The sequence below is a fragment of the Pedobacter folensis genome, from assembly GCF_056490665.1.
In genome coordinates this window covers 103,263-126,442 of the sequence record NZ_JBWJIF010000003.1, presented here as the reverse complement: position 1 = coordinate 126,442, position 23,180 = coordinate 103,263, and the positions used below count along the sequence as shown (strand labels likewise).

At 39.7% G+C, this 23,180-nt stretch carries 17 protein-coding genes; 7 read left to right on the top strand and 10 right to left on the bottom strand.

What is annotated here, in order from left to right; genetic code table 11:
- Positions 1-6 precede the first annotated feature (6 nt).
- A complete protein-coding gene (uvrA, locus tag AC04QZ_RS15175; protein WP_478358441.1) occupies positions 7-2,820 on the bottom strand; it encodes an excinuclease ABC subunit UvrA in 2,814 nt (937 codons plus the stop codon).
- A 258-nt stretch (positions 2,821-3,078) separates the two neighbouring features.
- Here uvrA and AC04QZ_RS15170 point away from each other — a divergent pair, with 258 nt between their 5' ends.
- The 3 genes from AC04QZ_RS15170 (at position 3,079) to AC04QZ_RS15160 (ending at position 5,422) form a co-directional block, all read left to right on the top strand.
- Positions 3,079-3,663, top strand: a complete 585-nt coding sequence (locus tag AC04QZ_RS15170; RefSeq protein WP_057933765.1) for an RNA polymerase sigma factor — start codon at positions 3,079-3,081, stop codon at positions 3,661-3,663.
- Positions 3,664-3,751: 88 nt separating this feature from the next.
- Positions 3,752-3,946 carry a hypothetical protein gene (locus AC04QZ_RS15165; protein WP_086544764.1) on the top strand — a complete coding sequence of 65 codons (195 nt, stop codon included), beginning with the start codon at positions 3,752-3,754 and terminating at the stop codon, positions 3,944-3,946.
- Positions 3,947-4,237: 291 nt separating this feature from the next.
- Positions 4,238-5,422, top strand: coding sequence for an MFS transporter (locus tag AC04QZ_RS15160; protein WP_086544763.1), 1,185 nt, complete (start codon positions 4,238-4,240; stop codon positions 5,420-5,422).
- Positions 5,423-5,692: 270 nt separating this feature from the next.
- Here the strand turns inward: AC04QZ_RS15160 and AC04QZ_RS15155 are convergent, their stop codons facing one another.
- From AC04QZ_RS15155 to AC04QZ_RS15140, 4 genes are read right to left on the bottom strand one after another with little or no spacing between them, the layout of a single operon-like run.
- A complete protein-coding gene (locus AC04QZ_RS15155; RefSeq protein WP_478358440.1) occupies positions 5,693-6,268 on the bottom strand; it encodes a hypothetical protein in 576 nt (191 codons plus the stop codon).
- Between the two features lie 27 nt (positions 6,269-6,295).
- Entirely contained in the window at positions 6,296-7,354 is a 1,059-nt protein-coding gene (locus tag AC04QZ_RS15150; protein ID WP_478358439.1) for a fatty acid desaturase family protein, read from the bottom strand.
- A complete protein-coding gene (locus tag AC04QZ_RS15145; protein WP_478358438.1) occupies positions 7,344-8,441 on the bottom strand; it encodes a fatty acid desaturase family protein in 1,098 nt (365 codons plus the stop codon). Before AC04QZ_RS15145 ends, AC04QZ_RS15150 begins: the two co-directional genes overlap by 11 nt.
- An 8-nt stretch (positions 8,442-8,449) precedes the next feature.
- Entirely contained in the window at positions 8,450-9,097 is a 648-nt protein-coding gene (locus AC04QZ_RS15140; protein ID WP_478358437.1) for a hypothetical protein, read from the bottom strand.
- Positions 9,098-9,302: 205 nt separating this feature from the next.
- Between AC04QZ_RS15140 and AC04QZ_RS15135 the strand changes: the two genes are divergently transcribed.
- Positions 9,303-10,262: a hypothetical protein gene (locus AC04QZ_RS15135; protein ID WP_086544758.1), complete on the top strand. Its 960-nt coding sequence runs from the start codon at positions 9,303-9,305 to the stop codon at positions 10,260-10,262.
- 1 nt (position 10,263) lies between these two features.
- Here the strand turns inward: AC04QZ_RS15135 and AC04QZ_RS15130 are convergent, their stop codons facing one another.
- Together AC04QZ_RS15130 and AC04QZ_RS15125 are read right to left on the bottom strand one after the other, a co-directional pair.
- Positions 10,264-12,555 (bottom strand): multicopper oxidase domain-containing protein, encoded by a 2,292-nt coding sequence (locus tag AC04QZ_RS15130; protein WP_478358436.1) that lies wholly within the window; start codon positions 12,553-12,555, stop codon positions 10,264-10,266.
- Between the two features lie 15 nt (positions 12,556-12,570).
- Positions 12,571-13,041: a DUF3347 domain-containing protein gene (locus AC04QZ_RS15125; protein WP_478358435.1), complete on the bottom strand. Its 471-nt coding sequence runs from the start codon at positions 13,039-13,041 to the stop codon at positions 12,571-12,573.
- Between the two features lie 322 nt (positions 13,042-13,363).
- Here AC04QZ_RS15125 and nth point away from each other — a divergent pair, with 322 nt between their 5' ends.
- Complete coding sequence (gene nth / locus AC04QZ_RS15120) at positions 13,364-14,029, top strand: endonuclease III (protein WP_478358434.1); 666 nt, start codon at positions 13,364-13,366, stop codon at positions 14,027-14,029.
- Positions 14,030-14,164: 135 nt separating this feature from the next.
- Positions 14,165-15,178, top strand: a complete 1,014-nt coding sequence (gene recA / locus AC04QZ_RS15115) for a recombinase RecA (protein ID WP_086549214.1) — start codon at positions 14,165-14,167, stop codon at positions 15,176-15,178.
- A 114-nt stretch (positions 15,179-15,292) separates the two neighbouring features.
- On the opposite strand, the gene AC04QZ_RS15110 is transcribed toward recA, so the two are convergent.
- Both AC04QZ_RS15110 and tsaD read right to left on the bottom strand, forming a co-directional pair.
- Positions 15,293-15,490: a hypothetical protein gene (locus AC04QZ_RS15110; RefSeq protein WP_057930348.1), complete on the bottom strand. Its 198-nt coding sequence runs from the start codon at positions 15,488-15,490 to the stop codon at positions 15,293-15,295.
- A 243-nt stretch (positions 15,491-15,733) separates the two neighbouring features.
- The gene (tsaD, locus tag AC04QZ_RS15105; RefSeq protein ID WP_478358433.1) at positions 15,734-16,735 is read right to left on the bottom strand and encodes a tRNA (adenosine(37)-N6)-threonylcarbamoyltransferase complex transferase subunit TsaD; all 1,002 of its coding nucleotides are present in this window, start codon (positions 16,733-16,735) and stop codon (positions 15,734-15,736) included.
- 74 nt (positions 16,736-16,809) lie between these two features.
- On the opposite strand from tsaD, the gene AC04QZ_RS15100 reads away from it, so the two are divergent.
- Positions 16,810-21,240 carry a translocation/assembly module TamB domain-containing protein gene (locus tag AC04QZ_RS15100; RefSeq protein WP_478358432.1) on the top strand — a complete coding sequence of 1,477 codons (4,431 nt, stop codon included), beginning with the start codon at positions 16,810-16,812 and terminating at the stop codon, positions 21,238-21,240.
- A 609-nt stretch (positions 21,241-21,849) separates the two neighbouring features.
- Here AC04QZ_RS15100 and AC04QZ_RS15095 read toward each other — a convergent pair.
- Complete coding sequence (locus AC04QZ_RS15095) at positions 21,850-23,061, bottom strand: bifunctional 3,4-dihydroxy-2-butanone-4-phosphate synthase/GTP cyclohydrolase II (RefSeq protein ID WP_478358431.1); 1,212 nt, start codon at positions 23,059-23,061, stop codon at positions 21,850-21,852.
- Positions 23,062-23,180: the final 119 nt, after the last annotated feature.

Sequence of the window (23,180 nt, the reverse complement as noted above, 5' to 3'; positions counted from 1 at the left end):
CCGAAATTATGGATTTAAATTTAAATGCGATGCTAAATATTTTCCGGTGTACGATTTTTCTACCTGAACTAAATCTTCAGGTATGCCTTCAAATACCACCTGGCCACCGCCATCGCCCCCTTCAGGGCCGATATCGATAACCCAATCGGCACATTTAATCATGTCCATATTATGTTCAATCACCAAAATTGTGTTCCCTTGTTCAATAAGTGTATTCAGTGCTTTTAACAGTTTTTTAATATCATGAAAATGCAGTCCAGTTGTTGGCTCATCAAAAATGAACAGCGTTTTATTGGCATTATTTCCTTTAATTAAAAACGAAGCCAGTTTAATACGTTGCGCCTCACCACCCGATAAGGTATTAGAAGATTGACCTAAATGCACATAACCCAAACCCACATCAACCAATGGATTTAATTTATTGAGGATCTTTTGTTCATCCTTAAAAAATTCTACCGCTTCTTCAATGGTCATATCCAGAATTTCGGATACGTTTTTCTCTTTATAGGTTACATCTAAAACCTGTTGTTTAAAACGTTTACCGTTACAGGCTTCGCAAGGCAGGTAAATATCGGCCATAAACTGCATTTCGATCTTCACTTCGCCTTCACCCTGGCAAACATCGCAACGGCCGCCTTCTACGTTGAAAGAGAAAGCCGCTGGTTTTAAGCCTGCAGCTTTTGCCGAAGCCAAACCAGAAAACAGCGCACGGATATCATCCCAGGCTTTAACATAAGTAACCGGATTAGATCGGCTGGAACGACCAATCGGATTCTGATCGACCATTTCTACAGCGCTGACCAGATCGTAATTGCCAAAAATGCCATCATAAGCACCCGTTTGTTCACCCGCGTAATTTCCGATTGCTTTTTGCAATGCCGGATATAAGATTTTTTTAACCAAACTGGTTTTTCCTGATCCAGAAACGCCACTTACTGCGGTAAAAACACCTAACGGAAACTTCACGTCAATATTTTGAAGATTGTTTTCCCTCGCACCTTTAATCAGGATATGGTCTTTCCATTTACGGCGTTTATCCGGAATGGCAATTTTTTCCAATCCCGACAGGTAACGGCCGGTTAAACTATTTTTATCTTTTAAAATCTCTTCGTAATTACCACTGAAAACTAAATTACCACCATGGGTACCAGCCTCAGGGCCAATATCGATAATGTAATCGGCTGCGCGCATCATTTCTTCTTCGTGCTCTACCACCAAAACGGTATTGCCTACATTACGGAGCGAGATCAATACTTCAATCAGTTTATTCGTATCGCGTGGATGCAATCCGATACTCGGTTCGTCCAAAACGTAAATAGAACCCACCAAACTACTTCCCAATGATGTGGCCAGGTTAATCCTTTGTGATTCACCACCCGAAAGCGTATTCGATAAACGGTTTAGGGTAAGGTAGCCTAAACCTACATTGTTTAAATAAAGAAAACGGTTATCAATCTCTGCCAGTAAACGTTTGGCAATTTTGGTATCGTTGGTATTTAATTTCAGCTCATTAAAGAAAACAAGGGCTTTTGCCAAAGGCATCAGCACCACATCGATAATCGATTTTTCAGCAATCTTTACATAAGAAGCATCTTTACGCAAGCGAGAACCTTTACAATCCGGGCAGGTGGTTTTACCGCGGTAACGCGATAACATGACGCGGTATTGAATTTTATAAGTCTGCTCTTCCAGTTCTTTGAAAAAAGCATCCAGGCCTGCAAAATATTTATTCCCTGTCCAGAGTAAACGTTGTTCTGTTTCGGTTAAAGCACTATAAGGCCGGTGGATCGGGAATTCGAATTTTGGTGCAGCTTTGATAAAATTCTGCAACCACACATTCATTTTTTCGCCTCGCCAGGGGGCAATGGCATTATCGTAAACACTTTTGCTCTTATCAGGAATCACCAGGTCTTCATCAATGCCGATTACGTTTCCATAACCTTCACAGCGCTTGCAGGCGCCATAAGGGTTGTTGAAAGAGAAAAAGTTTGGCGTAGGTTCTTCGAACTTTATTCCGTCCAGTTCAAAGCGATCGCTAAAATGTTTCGTAGTCCCCTGGGCCTCTACATAACAATCGCCTTTACCTTCAAAAAAAGCTGTCTGCGCCGAATCGGCCAATCTGCTCAAGGTTTCTTCTTCCTGGTTGGTTACAATACGATCGATCAGGATCTGAACGGTTTTATCATCGGTGAGTTCTGCATCTTTAAAATCAGCATCATCTAAAACCGTTTCTATCTTTTCTATTTTATCATTAATCAGGACCCTTAAAAATCCTTTCTGTAATAAAATAGCCAGTTCTTCTTTAATCGTACGGTTATTGTGCGGATACAGCGGGCAAAAAATGGTTACCGTTGTATCTTCAGGCATGGCATTTACATAATCGACCACCGTGCTTACCGAATCTTTTTTCACTTCTTTGCCCGAAACAGGCGAAATGGTTTTCCCGATACGGGAGAAAAGCAGTTTCAGGTAATCGTAAATTTCGGTTGAGGTACCGACGGTAGAACGCGGGTTGGAAGTAATTACCTTTTGTTCGATGGCAATTGCCGGTGCAATACCTTTAATATAATCAACATCGGGTTTATTCATCCGGCCCATAAACTGGCGGGCATAAGAAGATAAACTTTCTACATATCGGCGTTGCCCCTCTGCATATAAAGTATCAAATGCCAGCGAAGATTTCCCCGAACCAGACATACCGGTTACCACCACAAGTTTGTTTTTTGGAATGGCAACATCGATGTTTTTGAGGTTGTGCACACGGGCACCTTTTATGATAATATTTTTATGCGGATCTTTTTCGGCCTCTTTTTTGCTCATGTATGATAACGAATATAATGTATAACCCCAGAATGTTGTTAGGGTTTTAAGAACATACAAAAATAGGGTACTGAGATGGTTAATTTATTTTTTAACATTTTATTTTTTGTTTTTTGATAAAAAAATAACTTTCTTTGAATATTAACAACCTCAAAACCAAACTGACACATTCAAAAAACATAGGAGAGCAGCTATAGAAATTAAACATCTACAAATTAATTTTTAGCAAATAGTACGGGATTTAGTGTAGGTAAACCTATGAATTTACAATCATATAATGATCAGGACCTGGTAAAGGTATATATTACCGGGAACGAGAATGGATTGCAGGAACTTTTAAGAAGACATAAAAGTAAAATTTATACCTCTATCTACTTATTGGTGAAAGACCAATATCTGGCGGAGGATATTTTTCAGGATGCTTTTATAAAAGTAATTAATACCCTGCGATCAGGAAGATATAACGAAGAAGGTAAGTTTTTGCCTTGGGTAATGCGTATTGCGCATAATCTGGTTATCGATTATTTCAGAAAAGAAAAGAGAACACCAATCATCACCAGTGCTGATGGAATGGATGTATTCAATATGCTACACTTTTATGACGAGAGCGCAGAAGACAAAATGCTTCGCGATCAAACCCATAAAGATTTAAAAGCAATGATCCATTTATTGCCCGATGAGCAGAAAGAAGTGCTCCTCATGCGCCATTACGCCGATTTAAGCTTCAAAGAGATTGCTGATTTAACTGACGTGAGCATCAATACCGCCTTAGGCCGTATGCGTTATGCCCTTAGTAATTTGCGTAAAATGCTTAAAACAAAAGAGATGACCTACAAAGGGTAGTAAAAATGTTACATAAAATTTTTTAGGGCTTGAAATAAAGCATCTGAACTATCGTTAAGTTTATAAAACTTATCACATTCAGTTGCTTATGACAAAAACCTCTACATCAAAAACAAATGTAAATTTACCTACACCTAACATGTTTCAGCCTAAAACTGATATTGAATCGGACGCAGAAATCGACTTATTTTATGATCAAATCAAAGGTAAGTTAGATAGACTGGCTAAAAATCCTCAAGATGAAACCATCAACAAGATTTTAGCTTACAGCCGTACCAAGTAGTAAATCTTTACATGAGCCAAAAAAGCTTGTTCCACAGGGTGGGACAAGCTTTTTTTGTATCTATGGATGATGGAAAATGTAGATGAATGGTGTGTGAATTCTGGACCATAAGCTATTTTACAACAACATCCCACCTTTCCCATTTCACCTCTCCCATCTTCCATCCTACCTCTCCCATCTTACATTTCACCTCTCCCATCTTCCATATCCGCATAAATGGCCTAATTTTTACAATCCCCTTAAATAAAAAGCCTTACCTTTACATAGTGTAATTTTAACACTAAGTACGCTATGAACAAGAACTTGCTCCCACTCACTTTAGGCGGTTTAGGCATCGGCATAACAGAATTTGTGATGATGGGTTTGTTACCCGATATCTCTAAAGATTTAGCCGTAACCATTCCACAAGCCGGACATTTAATTTCAGCTTACGCTTTGGGCGTGGTTATCGGTGCCCCGTTATTGATTATGATTGCGGGTAAATATCCTCCAAAAATGATATTGATTGCTTTGATGATCATGTTTACAGTTTTCAATGCTTTTTCAGCATTTGCCCCAACTTTCGATACCCTGTTTATTGCCCGATTGCTTTCAGGCTTACCACATGGTGCATTTTTCGGCGTGGGCTCGGTAGTGGCCAGCAGAATAGCCGAAAAAGGGAAAGCGGCTCAGGCCGTATCGCTCATGTTTATGGGCTTAACCATCGCCAATATTGTCGGCGTACCGCTGGGCACCTTTATTGGTCACAATTTCTCGTGGCGAATATCTTTTGCTGTTGTGGTATTTGTTGGTCTGGTTACTTTATTAAGTTTAAAGTTATGGTTACCTGCTTTAGAAGCTACTAAAAACCGCGATTTAAAAGCCGAACTAAGTTTTTTCAAAAAAAGAGAAGCATGGATCATCATTTTTATGATCTCGATCGGAACCGGTGGTTTATTCACGTGGTACAGTTATATCGCCCCGTTAATGACTGACGTTGCTGGTTTTTCGCCAAATGCAGTAACTTATATTTTAATGTTAGCGGGTATTGGTATGTTATGTGGCAATTACATTGGCGGTATACTGGCCGATAAATTTTCGCCGGCAAAGGCATCTGCTGCGTTATTATTAACCATGGTGATCACCCTAACTATTGTGCACTTCGTATCGGCAAGTCAGCCCTTAGCTTTAATTATGACTTTTGTTACCGGCGCTGTCTCTTTTGCGTTGGCTGCTCCTATACAGATGTTAATGATCCAAAGTGCCAAAGGCTCCGAAATGTTGGCGGCCTCAGCCAGTCAGGCAAGTTTCAACATCGGTAATGCCCTGGGTGCTTTCTTCGGTGGCCTTCCGTTAGTATATGGCTTCGATTATACTTCGCCAGCCTATGTAGGTGCCGCAATGGCTCTGGTTGGTGCTTTCTTTGCATTTTGGCTGATCAAAAGTAACCAGGGGCTAACCGAACAGGTTAAAGTACCTGCTGCTTCTTTTCACTAAAAATATTCGTCATTGCGAACGAAGCGGTGTTTTGTGATGGGAGTGAAGCAATTTATAATATTGCATTTTTTTGGAAAACATAGGTTAGTGCAAGAAAAAATTTTCAGTCCTGCTGTCCGCTAAAGCCTCGCAGAAAAAGCTCGGGCTATCGCTCCCATCAGGTTTAAAATGAAAGGTCATGCCGTTAATTAAAAACCCAGTGCGCCATTTTTGAATGAGTGAATGAGAAAATATAATCATTCGCTCATTCGAAACTCCATCATTCAATAATCACTTCACTCTATCTCTCAAACGCCCAAAGGTAGCACCCACCGAGAAGCCACAAAAGCTATTCGCGCTATTGAGATTGGCACTTATTCCAAGGGTTAACGCTGCAGCCCTCCCCACCAAAAAACTGGTCCTTACTTCTATCGGAATGCCAAGAGTTCGGGTGGTAACAATTTCATAAACATCATGATCAAACAGGCAGAACATAGACTTACAGGTATTGTACAAAAATGCGCCTCTTGATATCTGCTCCGTAAATGCCAGTCCTGCACCAAGCTTGATGTTGATATAGCGCTCGAAACTATAACTTTTGCCTACAATAATCCCAACATCGGAAATACTGGGATTAGGCTTATCTCCAAAAAGCTCGAATTCCGAAATACCCGATGATTTAAAAGCAATGTAATTGGTTTTACGCTGCAAATAAAGATGAAGCTCACCGTAACCCCCATCTTCGGTTCCCTTACCTCCGCTCAAAGCTATACCATAGTAAAATTTATGATTTTTGTGTAAGGTATCTTGTTGCGCTGATGCAGCTGTAAACCCTAGCAAACAAAAGCATATCAATAAATATTTCATAACGTTCAATTTAGATGAGTATGAGGACTATGCGGCAGCTCCCATTCTTTTAAGCAGCTTTAAATGAGATTTTATCCCGCCGAAATAACTGGTACAATTGGGTGTTACACCACTTTCATTTAACATTTCGTACAATATTTTACTGATCTGCGGGTAGTATACATGGTGATAATGCGGAAATAAATGATGGGCAATATGATTGTTAAAACCACCTAAAATAAAGTTCGCCGTTTTACTAAAAGGATGCATATCGTTTGAGCTCTTAATCTGGTTCATTAACCAGGAAGCATTGATGTAACCCTCCGCATCTGCTTTCGGATATTGCGTTTCTTCTACATGGTGCGTCATAAAGAATGTAAACAGCAAAAACAGCGATAGGCTTAAATGCATCATCAAAAAACCAAATAACACTACGTACCATGGCTGAGCCGAAAAAAGTATAGGCAATATCACTAATAAACTGATGTAGACTAATTTCTGAAGCACAAAAGACAGGTAATACTTAAAGCTCTTTTTAACGGCAAAGCCATCATTGCTAAAAAGAATGACAAAATCTTTAATAAAAATCCAGAACAACGAATAAGTGGTATAAGCCAATGGCGCATACAAATGCTGATAAGCATGGAACCAATAATGTTTACTATCAGGCACCACACGGATTAGCTTCGATATTTTAAGGTCCGAATCATAATCCTCTACATTTGGTGCGTAGTGATGCGAATTAACATGGCGCAGTTTCCAGGCTTCGGCATGCGCACCGACCAATGTATAAATAGCCACAAAGCAGATATGGTTTAGCCGCTTACTTTTAAAAATGGTATTGTGCGAAAAATCGTGCGAAAAATTAAAGGCAAAGAGCAAAGAGATAAAACCATATAGCACAAAACAACCTATAAAACTCATCGGACCGGTAATTTTATACAAGGTTAGATAGGCAAATACCGTGAGCGAAAAATACACCAGAAACTTAGCGGCAATCATCCTCATAAAAGCAGGTTTATCAATCACCAGCTCCTGCTCTACACGTTTGTATATCGCTTTTAGCAACTGACTATCAGCCGCTACATGAATGTGTTTATCCTTCATATCGCATCGGAATTAAGTGTTCATTTTTACCCATCATTTTCAAAAACCTGAAATGCGAGGCCAACGATTCACCGTACGACATTTCCATGTAGGTAAGTTTGTGCTTTTTAGCCAATGCCTTAAAAATTGGAATAATGTGAAGGTAATGCACATGGCAAACATTAGGAAGCAGATGGTGTACGGCATGGGCGTTAAAGCCACCCAATGTCCAGTTTAGAAATTTACTTTCTGCATGGTAATCTATAGAAGTAAGCAACTGCAGTTTCGGCCAGCTCATGTTCAATTGATTATCTTCATCGGGCACCGGGTGGCTCACATAATCTGATAAATGTGCAACGCCCAACACCGCCACAAATAACAGCGAAATGATAAAATGATTCAGCAGGAAAGCCATCAAAACTACTGCCCAGCCGAAAGGCAACAGATAAACAGGCAATACAATCATATAACCTATATACAAGAGTTTATACACCACCAGCTTTATGGCTTCAATGCGGGGAATTTCCACTTTAATCGTCCGGCTCGATAAATTGAACAACATCAGGCTTTCCCTAAAAAAGAACCAGTTAATAGAATAAAAGAGATAGAGAAATGGCGCGTAAATAAACTGATACCGGTGGTACCCTTTTAAAGGCTGCGATTCGGTCATTCTAAACAGCGGATTGTTCAGCACATCAATATCACTACCTTCTATGTTCGTATATAAATGGTGCGATTCGTTATGGTTTTTACCCCACACATAGGCATTATTGCCCTGCAGATTAAAACTGAGAGAGAACAATAATCGGTTCCAAAACTTGCTTTTAACCGCTACACCATGGGCAGCATCGTGGGAAACATTAAAAGCGGTTAACAAAACAGAAAGCCCCATCAGCAGGTAAAAAACATAGAATGCCAATACTGAATCGCTGGTGATCATTAAAATATAAAACAGGATGTCCAATCCGAAATACAAGAAAATCTTAAAAAACATCTTCGCGTTCCCGGTTTTCTTCAATCCATTTTGCACAAAATACAGTTCTATCTGCTCATTTAATTCTTTATAGAATGCTGAGCCTTCATCCTTTATAAATCTTAATTTGTTCATGTCGTTATTTATTTAATCCTTTTAAAATGATAAGCAGAATCGTAAGAGCGACCTGCGCCTATAAATAGTAAAAGTGCACCAGAACTATCATAAGCATGATTCACGATAAGTCCTCCGTCGCTTGCTAAACCAATCCGTGTTTTTTCACTCTTTGAGCCCCCTAAAATGTAAGGCACTCCGTGAAATTCCACATATTTATTCCCCAATAGCAACAAGCCTCGTGATTGCAGTTTGGCCGATAAGGTTACGCTATCAACAATCAAATTGTCTTTTTTAAAATGAAAGCTGATTTGGTTATCCTCCATCACCTTTAGATCTACAGTGAGGTTTTCAGAAGGTTTGAAATCGATTTCGCGTTTGCTGATGTATCGATGAAAGCGCTCGGTTGCAGGCTGATCACCAAGCGTTTCGGTTACCCCTTTTTTGGTATAAATCAAATCAGGAAATACCTGATAGGTACCCGAAAGTTTTGATACTTCATCTTTATCCAGTTTAACCTTATGGCGACTAATGGGCCTGTCAGAAAAAGAAGCACAGCCCGAAAAAAACAGCCAACATGTAATGATGCAGACAGACTGCTTAAAGTAACGTAGGTTATCATTCAGCCTATTGTAATGGACATGAGGCTGAATGGAGGTTGAGATTAGCATATTCATTTGATGTATTTTAAATTGTTAATCAAATCTAAAACACTGAACATTAAACCATTAATCTTAAAGATTACTATACATCATAAAAATATCCTTTAAAGAAATTTATGAATCTACAATATGATTATAAATTATAATTATTAAATTAACTGTCGACAATAATCCATTCGATTATTAAAAACGTTAAGATTTCATTTATAAATTAATCTTTATGGATAATCAGCAAGCATTATTTTTTCAGGCCATCAAAGCAGCCTTACCTGAATACCAGAACCTGGCACTGAGTGTAGCCGAAGAGTTAGGAATAAGCACCAACGAAGCTTATAAGAAAATCAGGGGCGACAGCAACCTTACCTTCCAGCAAATCATCAAACTTTCTGATTGTTTTGACGTGCCTTTCCTGTACAGCCCGAAACAATCGTTATCTGTTACTTTTAGCTATTTAAGTGTAAACGAAGATTTAGATATGGTTGGCTATCTTCGGAATTTATTGGATAACATTAAAGCCATCAAGAACAGCCATAAAAAACACATCACCATCACAACCGACGATATTCCTTTATTTCATTTCTTCAAGTATCCCGAACTCACAAGTTTCAAACTCTTCTTTTGGGCAAACAGCGCCAATAATCTAGAGATGCCGTTCAGTTCTTCCTTCCTGTCTGATGAAATTATTAAAATTTCGCAGGAGCTGCATAACACTTACCTGGAAATACCAAGCACCGAAATCTGGTCTAAAGATACCGTAACAGGCACACTCGAACAGATCAGGTATGCATTCGAAGCCGGACACCTTACCGATACCGAACTGGCTGTGAAAATTGTAGAACAGGTAAGGTATTGCCTGACTGATATGAATATGTATGCAATCAGCAGTAAAAAAACCATCGACCCGAGCCATACTTTTAACTGGTACAACTGCGATGTACTGGGAAGCATCGCTTACCTGGTCGATTTTAAAGACCGTATGGCCTGCTACAACAGGTTTAATACTTTTAATTATTTAAGAACCGAAGACCAGGCCTATTGCAAACAAACCAAACAATGGATGCAGGGCCTGATTATGAAATCGGTTTCTTTTAGCGGGCAGGGAGAAAAACACCGCAATAAATATTTATATAATGCCTTTGCCGAATGCGATAAATTGTTGAGGGAGATTACTAATGGTTAGATCAATAATTAAGCGTTAAACCTGCGCCAAAACCCATATCGCTATCGTAGTGCGCAGAAATGCCCATGTATTTAGTGGTAATAAATTTAAATCCGCCCATAAACTCTTTATCACTGTTTACCATAAAACTTGCCCTCAAACGCTTAGAAATGGGTATATCTTCGCGCATTAACTGCAAACGAATATTACCATCGTGGTACACTTCTGCCTGCGCAATCACCAGCATGGGTAAAGTATAGGCAAGCCCCACACTAAACATGGTTCTTTTATCCTTTGTACTTTTTTGGCCAAAAATATTACTTTCCTGTTCGCCAGCCTCCATTTTCCGGTAGCGCCAGTCGAAACCCACAAATGGCATTAACCACTGCATCCGATCTACATAACGGCCAATATGGGTTTCGGTTTCAAAGCCGTGCATTTTATTATAACCTAAGCGCCACTCCGCTCCAAAACTCCAGCGTGTATTTGCCAACATGGCCATACCGTCGTTTCCGTTGCTGGCAAAATCGTTTTCGGCCATAAAATGAAACATCCTGTCATCAGCATAAAGTTTTCGCTGCGCCAGTTTAGGGTTCGGAATTTCAGGATTCAACGGCGAGTTTTCATAACTAAAAATTTTACCCATCCCGCTCATCATGTGGTACAGAATATGGCAGTGAAAAAACCAATCGCCACTTTCAGAAGCACTAAACTCAATGGTATCGCGCTCCATGGGCATAATATCCAGTACATTTTTTAAAGGCGCATAATCGCCCTGACCATTAATTACCCTAAAATCGTGTCCGTGCAGGTGCATAGGATGACGCATCATACTATTGTTATATAAAATGATCCGCAGGTTTTCGCCCTTTTTGATGTGGATTTTATCTTCTTCTGAGATGGTTTTATTGTCCAAAGTCCAAACATAACGGCTCATATTGCCCGTTAGCTGAAACTCCATTTGCCGGGTTGGAGCTTTAGGTAAAGTCGTTTTTTCAGGCGAGCGCAACATATCGTAGTTTAAAGTTGTTATCGGACCTTTCACGCCTTTTTCATTAGCCATGTCATGGCCCTGATGTGCATCCGAAGCAACCGTATCTGTCCCCGCGTCATCCAGCTCAGCATACATGACCGTATTCATATCCATCACCTGGTTCTGCATTTTCATCCCATCCATCTGCACCAGATTGCCGTTCATATCCATCATTTCGTTCATCATTTTCATGCCTTCGAAATACTTCAATTTGGGCAATTTTTGAGCCGGCACTTTCTGCCCGCTGCCCAGCCACAGCGAAGCCGATTTGGTACGATCTTCGGGCGTTACCAAAAACTCATAACTTTTATTTTTGGGAACAGTTACAATTACATCATAGGTTTCGGAAACGGCAATAATTAGCCGGTCTACCTCTACCGGATTTACATCGTTACCATCATTAGCCACTACCGTTATTTTACCACCGGCATAAGTGAGCCAAAAATAAGTAGATGCTCCTCCGTTAGCAATACGTAATCTTACCTTATCCCCTGCTTTAAGGTTGTTGGGTACCTGGTACTGATTTTTTCCATTCACCAAAAAGGCTTCATAATACACATCACTCACATCCATGGCGGTCATCCGCTTCAGTTCGTTGGTGAGCTTGGTTTTAAAGTATCCGCCTTTTATGGCTTCAGCATAACTCTGGGTAGTGCCTTTTTTTATCGCGAACCAATCATTGGCATTATGTAATCTCCTGTCCACTTCGTGGGGCATCATATTGCTCCACTCACTTAAAACAACAGGTACTGTAGGTATAGCCGGTTCTTTTCTTTTATTCAAAATCATCGCACCGTACATCCCAATTTGCTCCTGCAAACCGGAATGACTATGGTACCAATGCGTACCGTTCTGTATAATAGGGAAACGGTAAACATGGGTTTTATTGGGTTCAATAGGCATTTGGGTTAAATACGGAACGCCATCATACCGATTCGGCAGAAATAACCCGTGCCAATGCAATGAGGTTGACTCTTTAAGTCTATTATGCACATGTATTTCTGCGGTATCGCCCTCTGTAAAGGTTAGTGTGGGCATGGGTATTTGCCCGTTCACCGCTATGGCTCTTTTAGCTTTTCCGCCAAAAGTTACGGTTGTATCGGCAATGTACAAATCATAACGAACAACCCCTGGCAGCTTGTTGCTACTTAAAGTTTCGATATCGCTTGCTTTCTGGGGGGCTTTTTTGGGGGCAGCTGCTTTTACCTCGTTGTGCTGATGCTGGCCAAAAGCAAAACTGCTGAGCAAAATACTAAGGCAACAAACTAAAATAAACTTCATTTTGTAGCGTGTGTTTTATTTAAGTACCTCGGCAACCTTACCACAAGTTAACATTTTATTGCCATAATATGGATTCTTTATCGCCTCACCTTCGCTTAACCAATAGCTTTTTTTCATCGGACAATAAGCGTAATAAACAGGCTTATCGTTAAGTTTTACGGCTTTTACCAATGCATAAAAATCGGTTGATAATGAGGTGAAATGATCTCTTTGATGTTCGATATCTTTACTCTCGGCAATGTGCTCGGCATCAAATAATATTTTATCACGCAATGCTTTTGAAGCGTTGGTTTTTTCGCTGGCTTTTATAGCGTTAATTAATACCGTAGCCTTCGTGCCGGCCAAGCCTGCATTACTGCTGATTAAAGCATCTTTAACATCGTAATAGGCCTGTAGCGGGCTAACCGTTGCTGCTTTTTCCTGTGCCGAGACACTGCCTGTAACCATTATCGCAATGATTGTAAATAATTTAAATAACCTTTTCATTTTGTGTTTAAGTTAAATGTTACCAATATTTTCCTCGTAGCCAGCAACGGCTTGCTTTTTTGCATTAACTCGCCAAACCGGAACGGGTTTTATTTTTAAACAAAGCTAGCGGCATAGCCTTTCGGGATGTTATACTTTTACCGAAAATGTTTATATAATTATCGCCCTACAGTCGGGTAATGCGTTTGGACTTGATGTAGTAATTAAGCTTTATTTATGCAATAAAATTATTCCTCAGGGTAACAAACCGCAGTTTTACCGCTTCCATCATCCTTCTTACATTTCCCATCTTACATTTTCCATCTTTCCCCTATATTTGCACATGCTTAAAAAAGAACGCTACAAACTTTTTGTAGAACATTTTTCGGCCAAGCAGCCTGATGCAGAAACCGAGTTACATTATCATAATCCCTATCAGCTTTTAGTGGCCGTGATCCTATCTGCACAATGCACCGATAAAAGGGTAAACATGGTAACCCCTGCACTTTTTCAACGCTTTCCTAATGCCAAAGCTTTAGCCGAAGCTACCCCCGATATTGTTTTCGATTACATCAGAAGCATCAGTTATCCCAATAATAAAGCAAAACACCTGGTGGGCATGGCGAATATTTTGCTTAACGAATTTAATGACGTAGTGCCTTCGGGCATTGACGATTTACAGAAAATGCCTGGTGTGGGTCGCAAAACGGCCAATGTAATCGCCTCGGTAATTTATAACGCCCCGGCAATGGCGGTTGATACCCACGTTTTTCGTGTGGCCAACCGTTTGGGTTTAACCAATGGCAAAACTCCATTGGCGGTTGAAAAAGATCTAGTTAAAAACCTGCCCGAACACGATATCCACATCGCACACCACTGGCTTATTCTGCACGGACGTTATGTTTGCGTAGCCAGAAGCCCTAAATGTGAGATTTGCGAAATTACCTACATGTGCAGGTACTTCGAACGTTTAACCGCTCAAAACGAAAGAGATAAATTAAAAGCTTAAAAAATTATTTTCACTTTACTATTGACATTAGCTAAAAAACATTTACCTTAGCTAAATATATTAGTATTATAAATATCAACATTTAAGCATATTAGCCGATAATCGATTATATTTACGCAATCAATGAAAAAAGACATGAGCACTGCAAATCCAGATAAATTAAAAGCTTTACAACTTACTTTAGATAAACTAGAGAAATCTTACGGTAAAGGTACCATCATGAAACTTGGCGATTCTGCCGTTGAACCGATAGATTTTATTTCTACCGGATCAATCAGCTTAGATATTGCTTTAGGTATTGGCGGTATTCCAAAAGGCCGTGTAATTGAAATTTATGGACCAGAATCATCTGGTAAAACAACTTTAGCTACACATATTATTGCCGAAGCACAGAAAAAAGGCGGTATTGCTGCCTTTATCGATGCAGAGCATGCTTTTGATCAGTTTTATGCAAAGAAACTAGGTGTAGATACAGATAACCTTTTAATCTCTCAACCAGATAATGGTGAGCAGGCATTAGAAATTGCCGATAACTTAATCCGTTCGGGTGCTATTGATGTCATTGTGATCGACTCTGTTGCGGCTTTGGTTCCTAAAAGTGAAATTGAAGGCGAAATGGGCGACAGTAAAATGGGTTTACATGCCCGTTTAATGAGTCAGGCACTACGTAAATTAACCGGAACGATTTCTAAAACCGGATGTTGCTGTATTTTCATTAACCAGTTACGTGATAAAATTGGTGTCATGTTTGGTAACCCTGAAACCACAACAGGTGGTAATGCATTGAAATTTTATGCATCGGTACGTTTAGATATCCGTCGTATTTCGCAGATCAAAGATTCTGATGAAGTTTCCGGTAACCGCGTTAAAGTAAAAATTGTTAAAAATAAAGTAGCTCCACCTTTCCGTATTGCAGAATTTGATGTGATGTTTGGTGAAGGTATTTCTAAAAACGGTGAAATTATCGACTTAGGTGTTGATTTTGGTATCATCAAAAAAGCGGGGTCATGGTTCTCTTACGGAGATACCAAATTAGGGCAAGGTAGAGACGCTGTAAAACAATTGTTAAGCGACAATCCTGAACTTGCAGAAGAGTTGGAAATTAAAATTAAAGCCGAAGTAACAGGCGATAAATTGGCTGAGAAATAAGCCGGGCTTCAATGCTATAATATTAAAACGCCCTGCTAAAATTATTTTAGCAGGGCGTTTTGCTTTATACGTTATGCTGATTTATTTACAGGCTTTGCTGAAAAAGCGCAGCTATTAGTTTTGACTAAATATGGCGCTAAAATCTTTGGTTACATACACAATAACCAACAGTGCAGCGATTACCAAGGCACCCAGGATAATTACCCCCCAACTTCCTTTCAGTTTGTTTTTATCATTTCTGATTAACCAATATAAAATACCAATCAGCGGTATCGCACAAACAATCCAAAATATTAACGATGCTCCAGTCATATGTATATTTAATTTAAACAATTCTCTTTGCCAGTTTTCAGCTGGCGGTTTACAGTTTTTGCCACGGTAACACAGAAGTAAATAGCGTTGACTACCGTAGTAAGATTGCTTCCCCGAAGAGTCGGGGCAGGCAGTTCCTCGCAATGACGAACGATGGATAACCAATGAACAAGCCATGCGTTTGGAGTTGCGCGTTTAGCCGTCGATTAACCAATTTCAACAATTAACCGATTAACCATCCCTTTAAAACTCCATCCGCGCCATTGGCGAAACATCCTGTCCTACAAAATCCTGTTTCAGGTACTTCTGGTAACCTGCTATGGCAATCATGCCCGCATTATCAGTGCAGTATTGAAATGCCGGGATGTATATCTTCCAGCCCAACTCATCGGCCGTTTGTTGCAGGCCATTTCTTAAACCAGAGTTTGCCGAAACACCCCCTGCAATAGCAATTTCATTAATTCCGTATTGTTTTGCTGCTTTCTTTAACTTGTTCAGCAAAATTTGTACAATACTATGTTGAACCGATGCGCAAATATCATTTAAATTTTCGGCAATAAAATGCGGGTTCTCTTTTTCCTGTTTCCTGATAAAATACAGAATAGAAGTTTTAAAACCGCTAAAACTAAAATTCAGGTCGGCAATTTGCGGCTCGGCAAATTTAAAGGCCAAAGGATTTCCATGTTGCGCATGTTTATCAATCAGTGGTCCCCCCGGATAAGGCAAGGCCAGTAATTTTGCGGTTTTATCAAAAGCTTCACCGGCAGCATCGTCTAACGTTTCGCCTACAATTTCCATATCAAAGTAATCTTTTACCAGCACAATCTGCGTATGTCCGCCCGAAACGGTTAAACAGATAAAAGGGAAACTAGGCTTAGGATCATCAATAAAATGCGCTAAGATATGCGCATGCATGTGATTGACAGAAATTAAAGGTATATTTAAAGCTAATGCAAAAGATTTTGCGAAAGAAACACCAACCAGTAACGAACCTAAAAGACCAGGACCACGTGTAAAAGCTACGGCATTAATGTCCTGTTTTGTAACTTTAGCATTAATTAAAGCTTGCTGTACGGCAGGCACAATATTTTGTTGATGTACCCTTGAAGCTAATTCAGGTATAACACCACCATAATTTTGATGAATTGTTTGGTTTGCAATAACATTGGCAGTAATTTTGCCGTTGTTACAAATAGCAACGGATGTATCATCGCAAGAAGACTCAATAGCAAGTATAACAGACAAATTATTAATATTTAAGCTGCAAAATTATTAAAAAACTATTTAAAATACTCCTTTGGGTAATCGCATCAATAATCTTGCTGCTTGCGCTTCTTATTTTTTCGCTACAATTTAAGTCCGTTCAAACTTATTTTGCGCAGAAAACTGCTGCGTACTTATCAAAAGAGCTTAAAACCACCGTTTCCATTAAAAGTCTTTACATTAAACCCTTTAAATCTATCGTACTGGAAGATTTATTGATATTGGATTTACAAAAAGACACTTTATTGAGAACCCCGGAGTTCATGGTCGATATTAATCAATTATCCATTGAAAAAAAGATTATCGATATCAATACCGTTCAAATCAACAACGGGCGGTTTTTCCTAAAGGATTTCAAAGATAAGTCTTCTAACCTCGATTTCATTATAAACTACTTCGATTCTGGTAAACCCACTGTAAAGAAAAAGAAAAGCAAGCCATATGATATCAATATCGGCCGTATTATTTTAAACAAATTTGCCTTCAGGTATAAAAATTACGCAGCAAAAGATACCACTCAGGGCAAAAGTGTAAACTTCGATAATGTTGATGTTAAAGAACTCAGCGGTATTTTTGAAGGGCTAGATACCAAAACACATTTGGTTAAAACCAATATCAAAAACCTGACTTTCAAAGAAAGAAGCGGATTTTACCTGAAAAACCTTACTGCCCAAACCACGATAGACAGTAATGCCATTGAGCTGAAAAACCTGTTGCTCGAAACCAATCAGAGCCGTTTAACCGATTACTATCAAATGCGGTTTAAAAGTTATAAAGACTTTAACCACTACGTGGATAATGTGCGGATGAAAGCCATTTTTAAGGATAGCCACATCACCTCCAGGGATGTTGCTTTCTTTGCGCCTGAGCTGAGCACGATGAAACTCGACCTCGATGTTGATGGTCAGATTACAGGATTAGTGAATAACCTTAAAGCCAAAAAACTATCGTTAAGAACCGGAAAAGCCACACACATTAAAGGTGACTTTATTTTAAAAGGGCTGCCGAAATGGAAAGAGACCTTTATGGACCTCAACATTGAAATGGCGGGCACGAATAAAACCGATCTGGATGAAGTACTGGCCGGCATTACCAACAGCAAGAAAAAAATTGTTCCGGTAATTGTAAACAAATTTGGCAACATTAACTTTAACGGAAGTTTCACCGGTTTCCAGAACGACTTTATTGCCTATGGCGAATTTAAAACCAAACTGGGCCGTATTGTTTCGGATGTGAACATGAAAATCGATAAAAACGATGTTCCTTCTTATACCGGGAACGTAAAAAGCTATGATTTTAACCTGGGTAACCTGATTGATGAAAAAAGCCTTGGCCGCATCAGTTCTTCCCTATATGTTAAAGGCCGTGGCACGGAGCTTAAAGAGTTAACCGAGAAAATAAACGGTGACGTAGCCTATATCGATTTTAATGGTTACCGTTACCACAATGTGAAAATTGACGGAACTTTTAACAAAAAATATTTCGACGGCAAACTGAGCATTAACGACCGTAACGTGAAACTGGTTTTTGATGGCGGGGTAAACCTGAATCCAAAACTGCCGGTATTTAACTTCAATGCCACGATTTCTAAAGCAAAATTAAAGGCTTTAAAACTCCTGAAAGATTCGTTGCAGGTTGACGCTAAATTTACCACCAATTTCTCGGGCACCAACCTGAACAATATATCAGGCAAATTATTAATTGAAGAAATCAGGCTGCAAAACCCGAAAGGCGTTTACAGTGTCGATTCGGTGCAGTTAATGGCCAACGGTATCGGTACCAGCCGCGTACTCGATATCCGTTCAGATATTTTAGATGCCAGCATTAAAGGTGAATATGATTTAAATTCGATTGTTTCTTATTACAAAGCCATCGCCAAAACCTACATCCCTTCGTTAAAGGCCGATATCATCAAATACAAGAACCAGATTTTTCAGTTTAACCTGAAGGTTAAAAAGTTCGAACCGCTGGCGCAGATATTTGTACCTGGCCTCGAATTAGAAGAAGGTGCAACGGTAACAGGTGATTTCGATTCGCGCAATAATACCGCAACGCTGAATGGTTTTGTGAAGAAACTGAAATACAATGGCATTGTGGTCAACAATATCATCCTCGATGAAAATACCACCACCCAACAACTTCAACTGATTGTCACCTCCGATCGTGTGCAGATTAACGATAGTTTATTTATTAAAGATGTAAACATTTCCAATATCCTGCGGAACGACAGTTTGGCTTTCAACGTAAAAATGTCGAACGCCGAAGAGGATAATCAGCTCGATTTAAACGGTTTGGTAGAATTTACCAAAAACCAGGACACTACCGCAAGACTCAGCGTATTACCTTCTATCTTAAAAATTAATAACGAAGAGTGGCGCATCCAGGAGAAAGTACGTATTGTGCTCAACAATGGCAAAACCGAGATCACTAATTTCGATTTAACCAACGGAAAGCAGCAGGTGATCATTGATGGATTAATTTCAGAAGATCCGAAAGATTTAATTAGTGTTGGTTTTAAAGATTTCAACTTAAAAACCCTGAACCCTTTTACCAAAGGCTTTGGTGTTAAATTGGGTGGAAGCCTAAACGGGACTACCGATTTGTATGGGGTATTAAAAGCACCAAGGGTAACCGACGATTTAAAAATCGATTCGTTAAACTTTAACGATATCTATATCGGCACCTTAACTGATACCTCATCTTACAGCAACGAGAACAAAAAAATAAACGTATTTACCCGCATCATGGCCGACGGTTCGGAGACTTTTAAACTGACCGGAAATCTGGATCTAAAAGAAAAAGAAATCGACCTTGACGTAAAAATGGACGAAAGCAAACTCACCATTCTAGAGCCTTTTGTGAAACAACTCGTATCCAATTTAAAAGGAAATATCTCGGCTGATTTAACCGTAAAAGGTAAATTAGAGAAACCGGAAATTAATGGAAGTCTATCGTTAGATAAAGGACAGCTGATGGTAAACTACCTTAAAACCACATATGTCATTACCGATAAGGTAGAAATCAACAACAGTGTCATTAAACTCGAAGATTTTGTCCTTAACGATTTGGAAGGCCACGAAGCCACCGCAAATGGTACAGTAGATTTAAACGACATTAACTACCCTACCTTGAATGTTAAGGTAAATGCCAACAGTTTAATGGCCTTAAATACCACCGCGAAAGACAATTCGGTATATTATGGCCGTGCCTACGGTACTGGTGTGTTTACCTTTACTGGTCCTACCAATAAAATGAAGATTGATATTAAGGCGAAAACGGAGAAAGGAACCGTATTTAACCTGCCTTTAAACAGTTCTGAAACCATATCGGACAAAGACTTCATTAATTTTGTAAGCCGCGATTCGACTGTACTGGTGAAGAAAAAAACCAACTTTGATGGTTTAACCTTGACCTTCAAGTTAACCATCGATCCGAATACCACGGCGAATATATTTACCACCCTGGGTAATTTAAGTGGCAAGGGTAATGCCGAGCTGAACTTAAACATCAATAGTTTCGGCGATTTCGAAATGTCGGGCGATTATATCATCGAGACCGGAAGTTTCGACTTTACAGCCCAGGAGGTTATCAACAAAAAATTCGAAATCAGGCAAGGTGGAACCATCCGCTGGACGGGTAACCCTACCGCTGCACAGATCAACTTAAAAGCAGTATATGCGTTGAGGGCGAGCTTAAACGATCTTTACAAGGCCGCCAACCGAGATGCCAGCAGTAACGCCAACCAAAGGGTAAATACCGAGGTAGAGATGGGATTAACGGGTTTACTGTTAAAACCAGATATTAAACTGGATATCAATTTCCCTGCACAACCTTCTATTAAAGAAGAATTGCAAACCTATTTAAGCGATCAGAACAACCTGAACCTGCAGGCCTTCAGTTTAATTATCCGAAGAAGTTTTGCGCCTGGAAATGGTGGCGAATCGATCGGAAACCAGCTCAGTTCTACCGCAACCAGTACCGCTACGGAGTTGGTATTTAACCAGTTTAACAATGTACTTTCTTCCTTAAACTTAAACTTTGTCGATCTGAACGTACGCTCATTAAGCGAGGCCAATGCATCGTTCAAATTCTTTAGCGATCGTTTAATTATTAATGCGGGTATTGTAGACCGGAACAGTGTGAACGATTTTACGGTGATCGATTTCTCTAAAGACAATGTGGGCAGAGAGGTTGAGGCACTTTTCTTAATTAAAAAAGATGGAAGTTTAACCGTGAAAGCAGCAAATAAACCACCTACGCAACAAAGTATATTCTTAAACAGCGGGATCAGCTCAACTGCAAACGTAACCTCTTTTGGTTTGGTGTATACCCAGCAGTTTGATACGTTTAAAGAGTTTATTCAGAAAATTTCGGGTGCCTACCGCCGCAACCTGAAAAGGAAACAAAGTCAGGCTCCTGTTAAAACGAATAAATCGATTAATAAGGAAGCGATAATTAATCAGAGCAAGGGGAACCAACGGAGGTAGAAGGGGTTAGAGGTTAGGGTTAAGGGGGTTCTTTCTGGCCATTGGTTCATTGGTTCATTGGTCAATAGTTCATTGGCCATTGGTTTATTAGTCATTGTTTCATTTTCCCAACCCATCGTCATTGCCAGGAACGAAGCAAGACTTCAATAGAATGATCGTCATTCCCGCGCAGGCGGGAATCTTAAAGCGCAGGCTAGTAACGATCGTTGTATGATTGCTCCCCGAAAGGTCGGAACAGGCTGTCGGCTGAAAAAGCTTTCGGGCAATGACGATTCCTTGTAGCCTATTACGTCTTTGAAGCAATAAAGTCTACTAATAAAATAAATTCAGCATGACGCGACGCCTAGATTAGCAAGCGATAAAAAGCAGATACATGCTGCTAATATTAATCAAACTTAGGTTATAAAGATCCTGAAACAAGTTCAGGAGGACGAATCCCAGGAGAAATAGATCCCGAAACAAGCATAAGCGGATGAACCGAAGGATTACAAATACGCACAAAAAAACCAACAATCGAACACTTGTTCAATTGTTGGTCTTGCATAAGTTTTCAATCTACAATTTTCAGTTTGCACCATGCAAACTGTCAACTGCTAACTGCCAACTGAATTATCCTTTCATAATCGAATGGCCCATTTTATCTCTTTTGGTAGTTAAATAACGTTCGTTATGCACATTACTGGCAATTTCGATTGGGATGTTTTCCACCACTTCCAAACCATAACCAATTAAACCGGCTCTTTTGGTTGGGTTATTACTCATTAAACGCATTTTAGTTACACCTTCCGATCGCAGGATCTGTGCACCTACGCCATAGTCGCGTTCGTCGCCTTTAAAGCCTAATTTAATATTCGCTTCTACGGTATCGAAACCGGCATCCTGTAAGTTATATGAACGTAATTTATTAATTAGTCCGATACCCCTGCCCTCCTGGTTCATGTATACCACAATACCTTTACCTTCTTTTTCGATCATTTCTAATGCTTTGTGCAACTGCGGACCGCAATCGCAACGGCATGACCCAAAGATATCGCCCGTTACACAAGAGCTGTGTACACGCGCTAAAATAGGTTCGTTGGCATTCCATTCGCCTTTAGAAATGGCCAGATGTGTAGCATTATTATCTAACTGCGTATAAGCGGTCATTTTAAAATCGCCCCAGGCGGTAGGCAAATCGATGCTCACCTCTTGTTTAATCAAACTATCAATGGTTAAACGGTAGGCAATTAAATCTTCGATGGATATAATTTTTAACTGGTGCTGTTCGGCAATTTTAAATAAATCCGGAAGTCTGGCCATTTCGCCATCTTCTTTCAAAATCTCTACCAATAAACCTGCAGGTTTCATGCCAGCCAGGCGGGCTAAATCTACCGCAGCTTCGGTATGACCTGCACGGCGTATGACACCACCATCTTTAGCAATTAAAGGAAAAATATGTCCCGGTCTGCCCAACTCTTCAGGATTGGTTTTAGGATTAATCAGGGCTAACATAGTTTTAGAGCGGTCGCTTGCCGAAATCCCTGTGGTACAACCGTGACCAACCAGATCGACTGAAACCGTAAAATTAGTTTCGTAAGCAGCCGTATTTTTACCCACCATCAGGTTAAGGTTTAACTCTTTACAACGTTCTTCTGTAAGTGGCGCACAGATTAAACCGCGGCCGTAAGTAGCCATAAAATTGATGATCTCTGGCGTTGCGTTTTCAGCTGCCGTTAAAAAATCACCCTCGTTCTCTCTATTCTCATCATCTACAACAATAATCACTTTACCAGCTTTTATATCTGCGATGGCCTCTTCTATTGTGTTTAATTTTGTTTGCATTTTATAAACATTATGGGGCAAATGGTGTGTAAGGCGTATTAAAATCAATTTATACCACAAACAATAACCCGTACAAATGTACAACCTTATTGAGCAATATTTGGATTAAAATATCATCT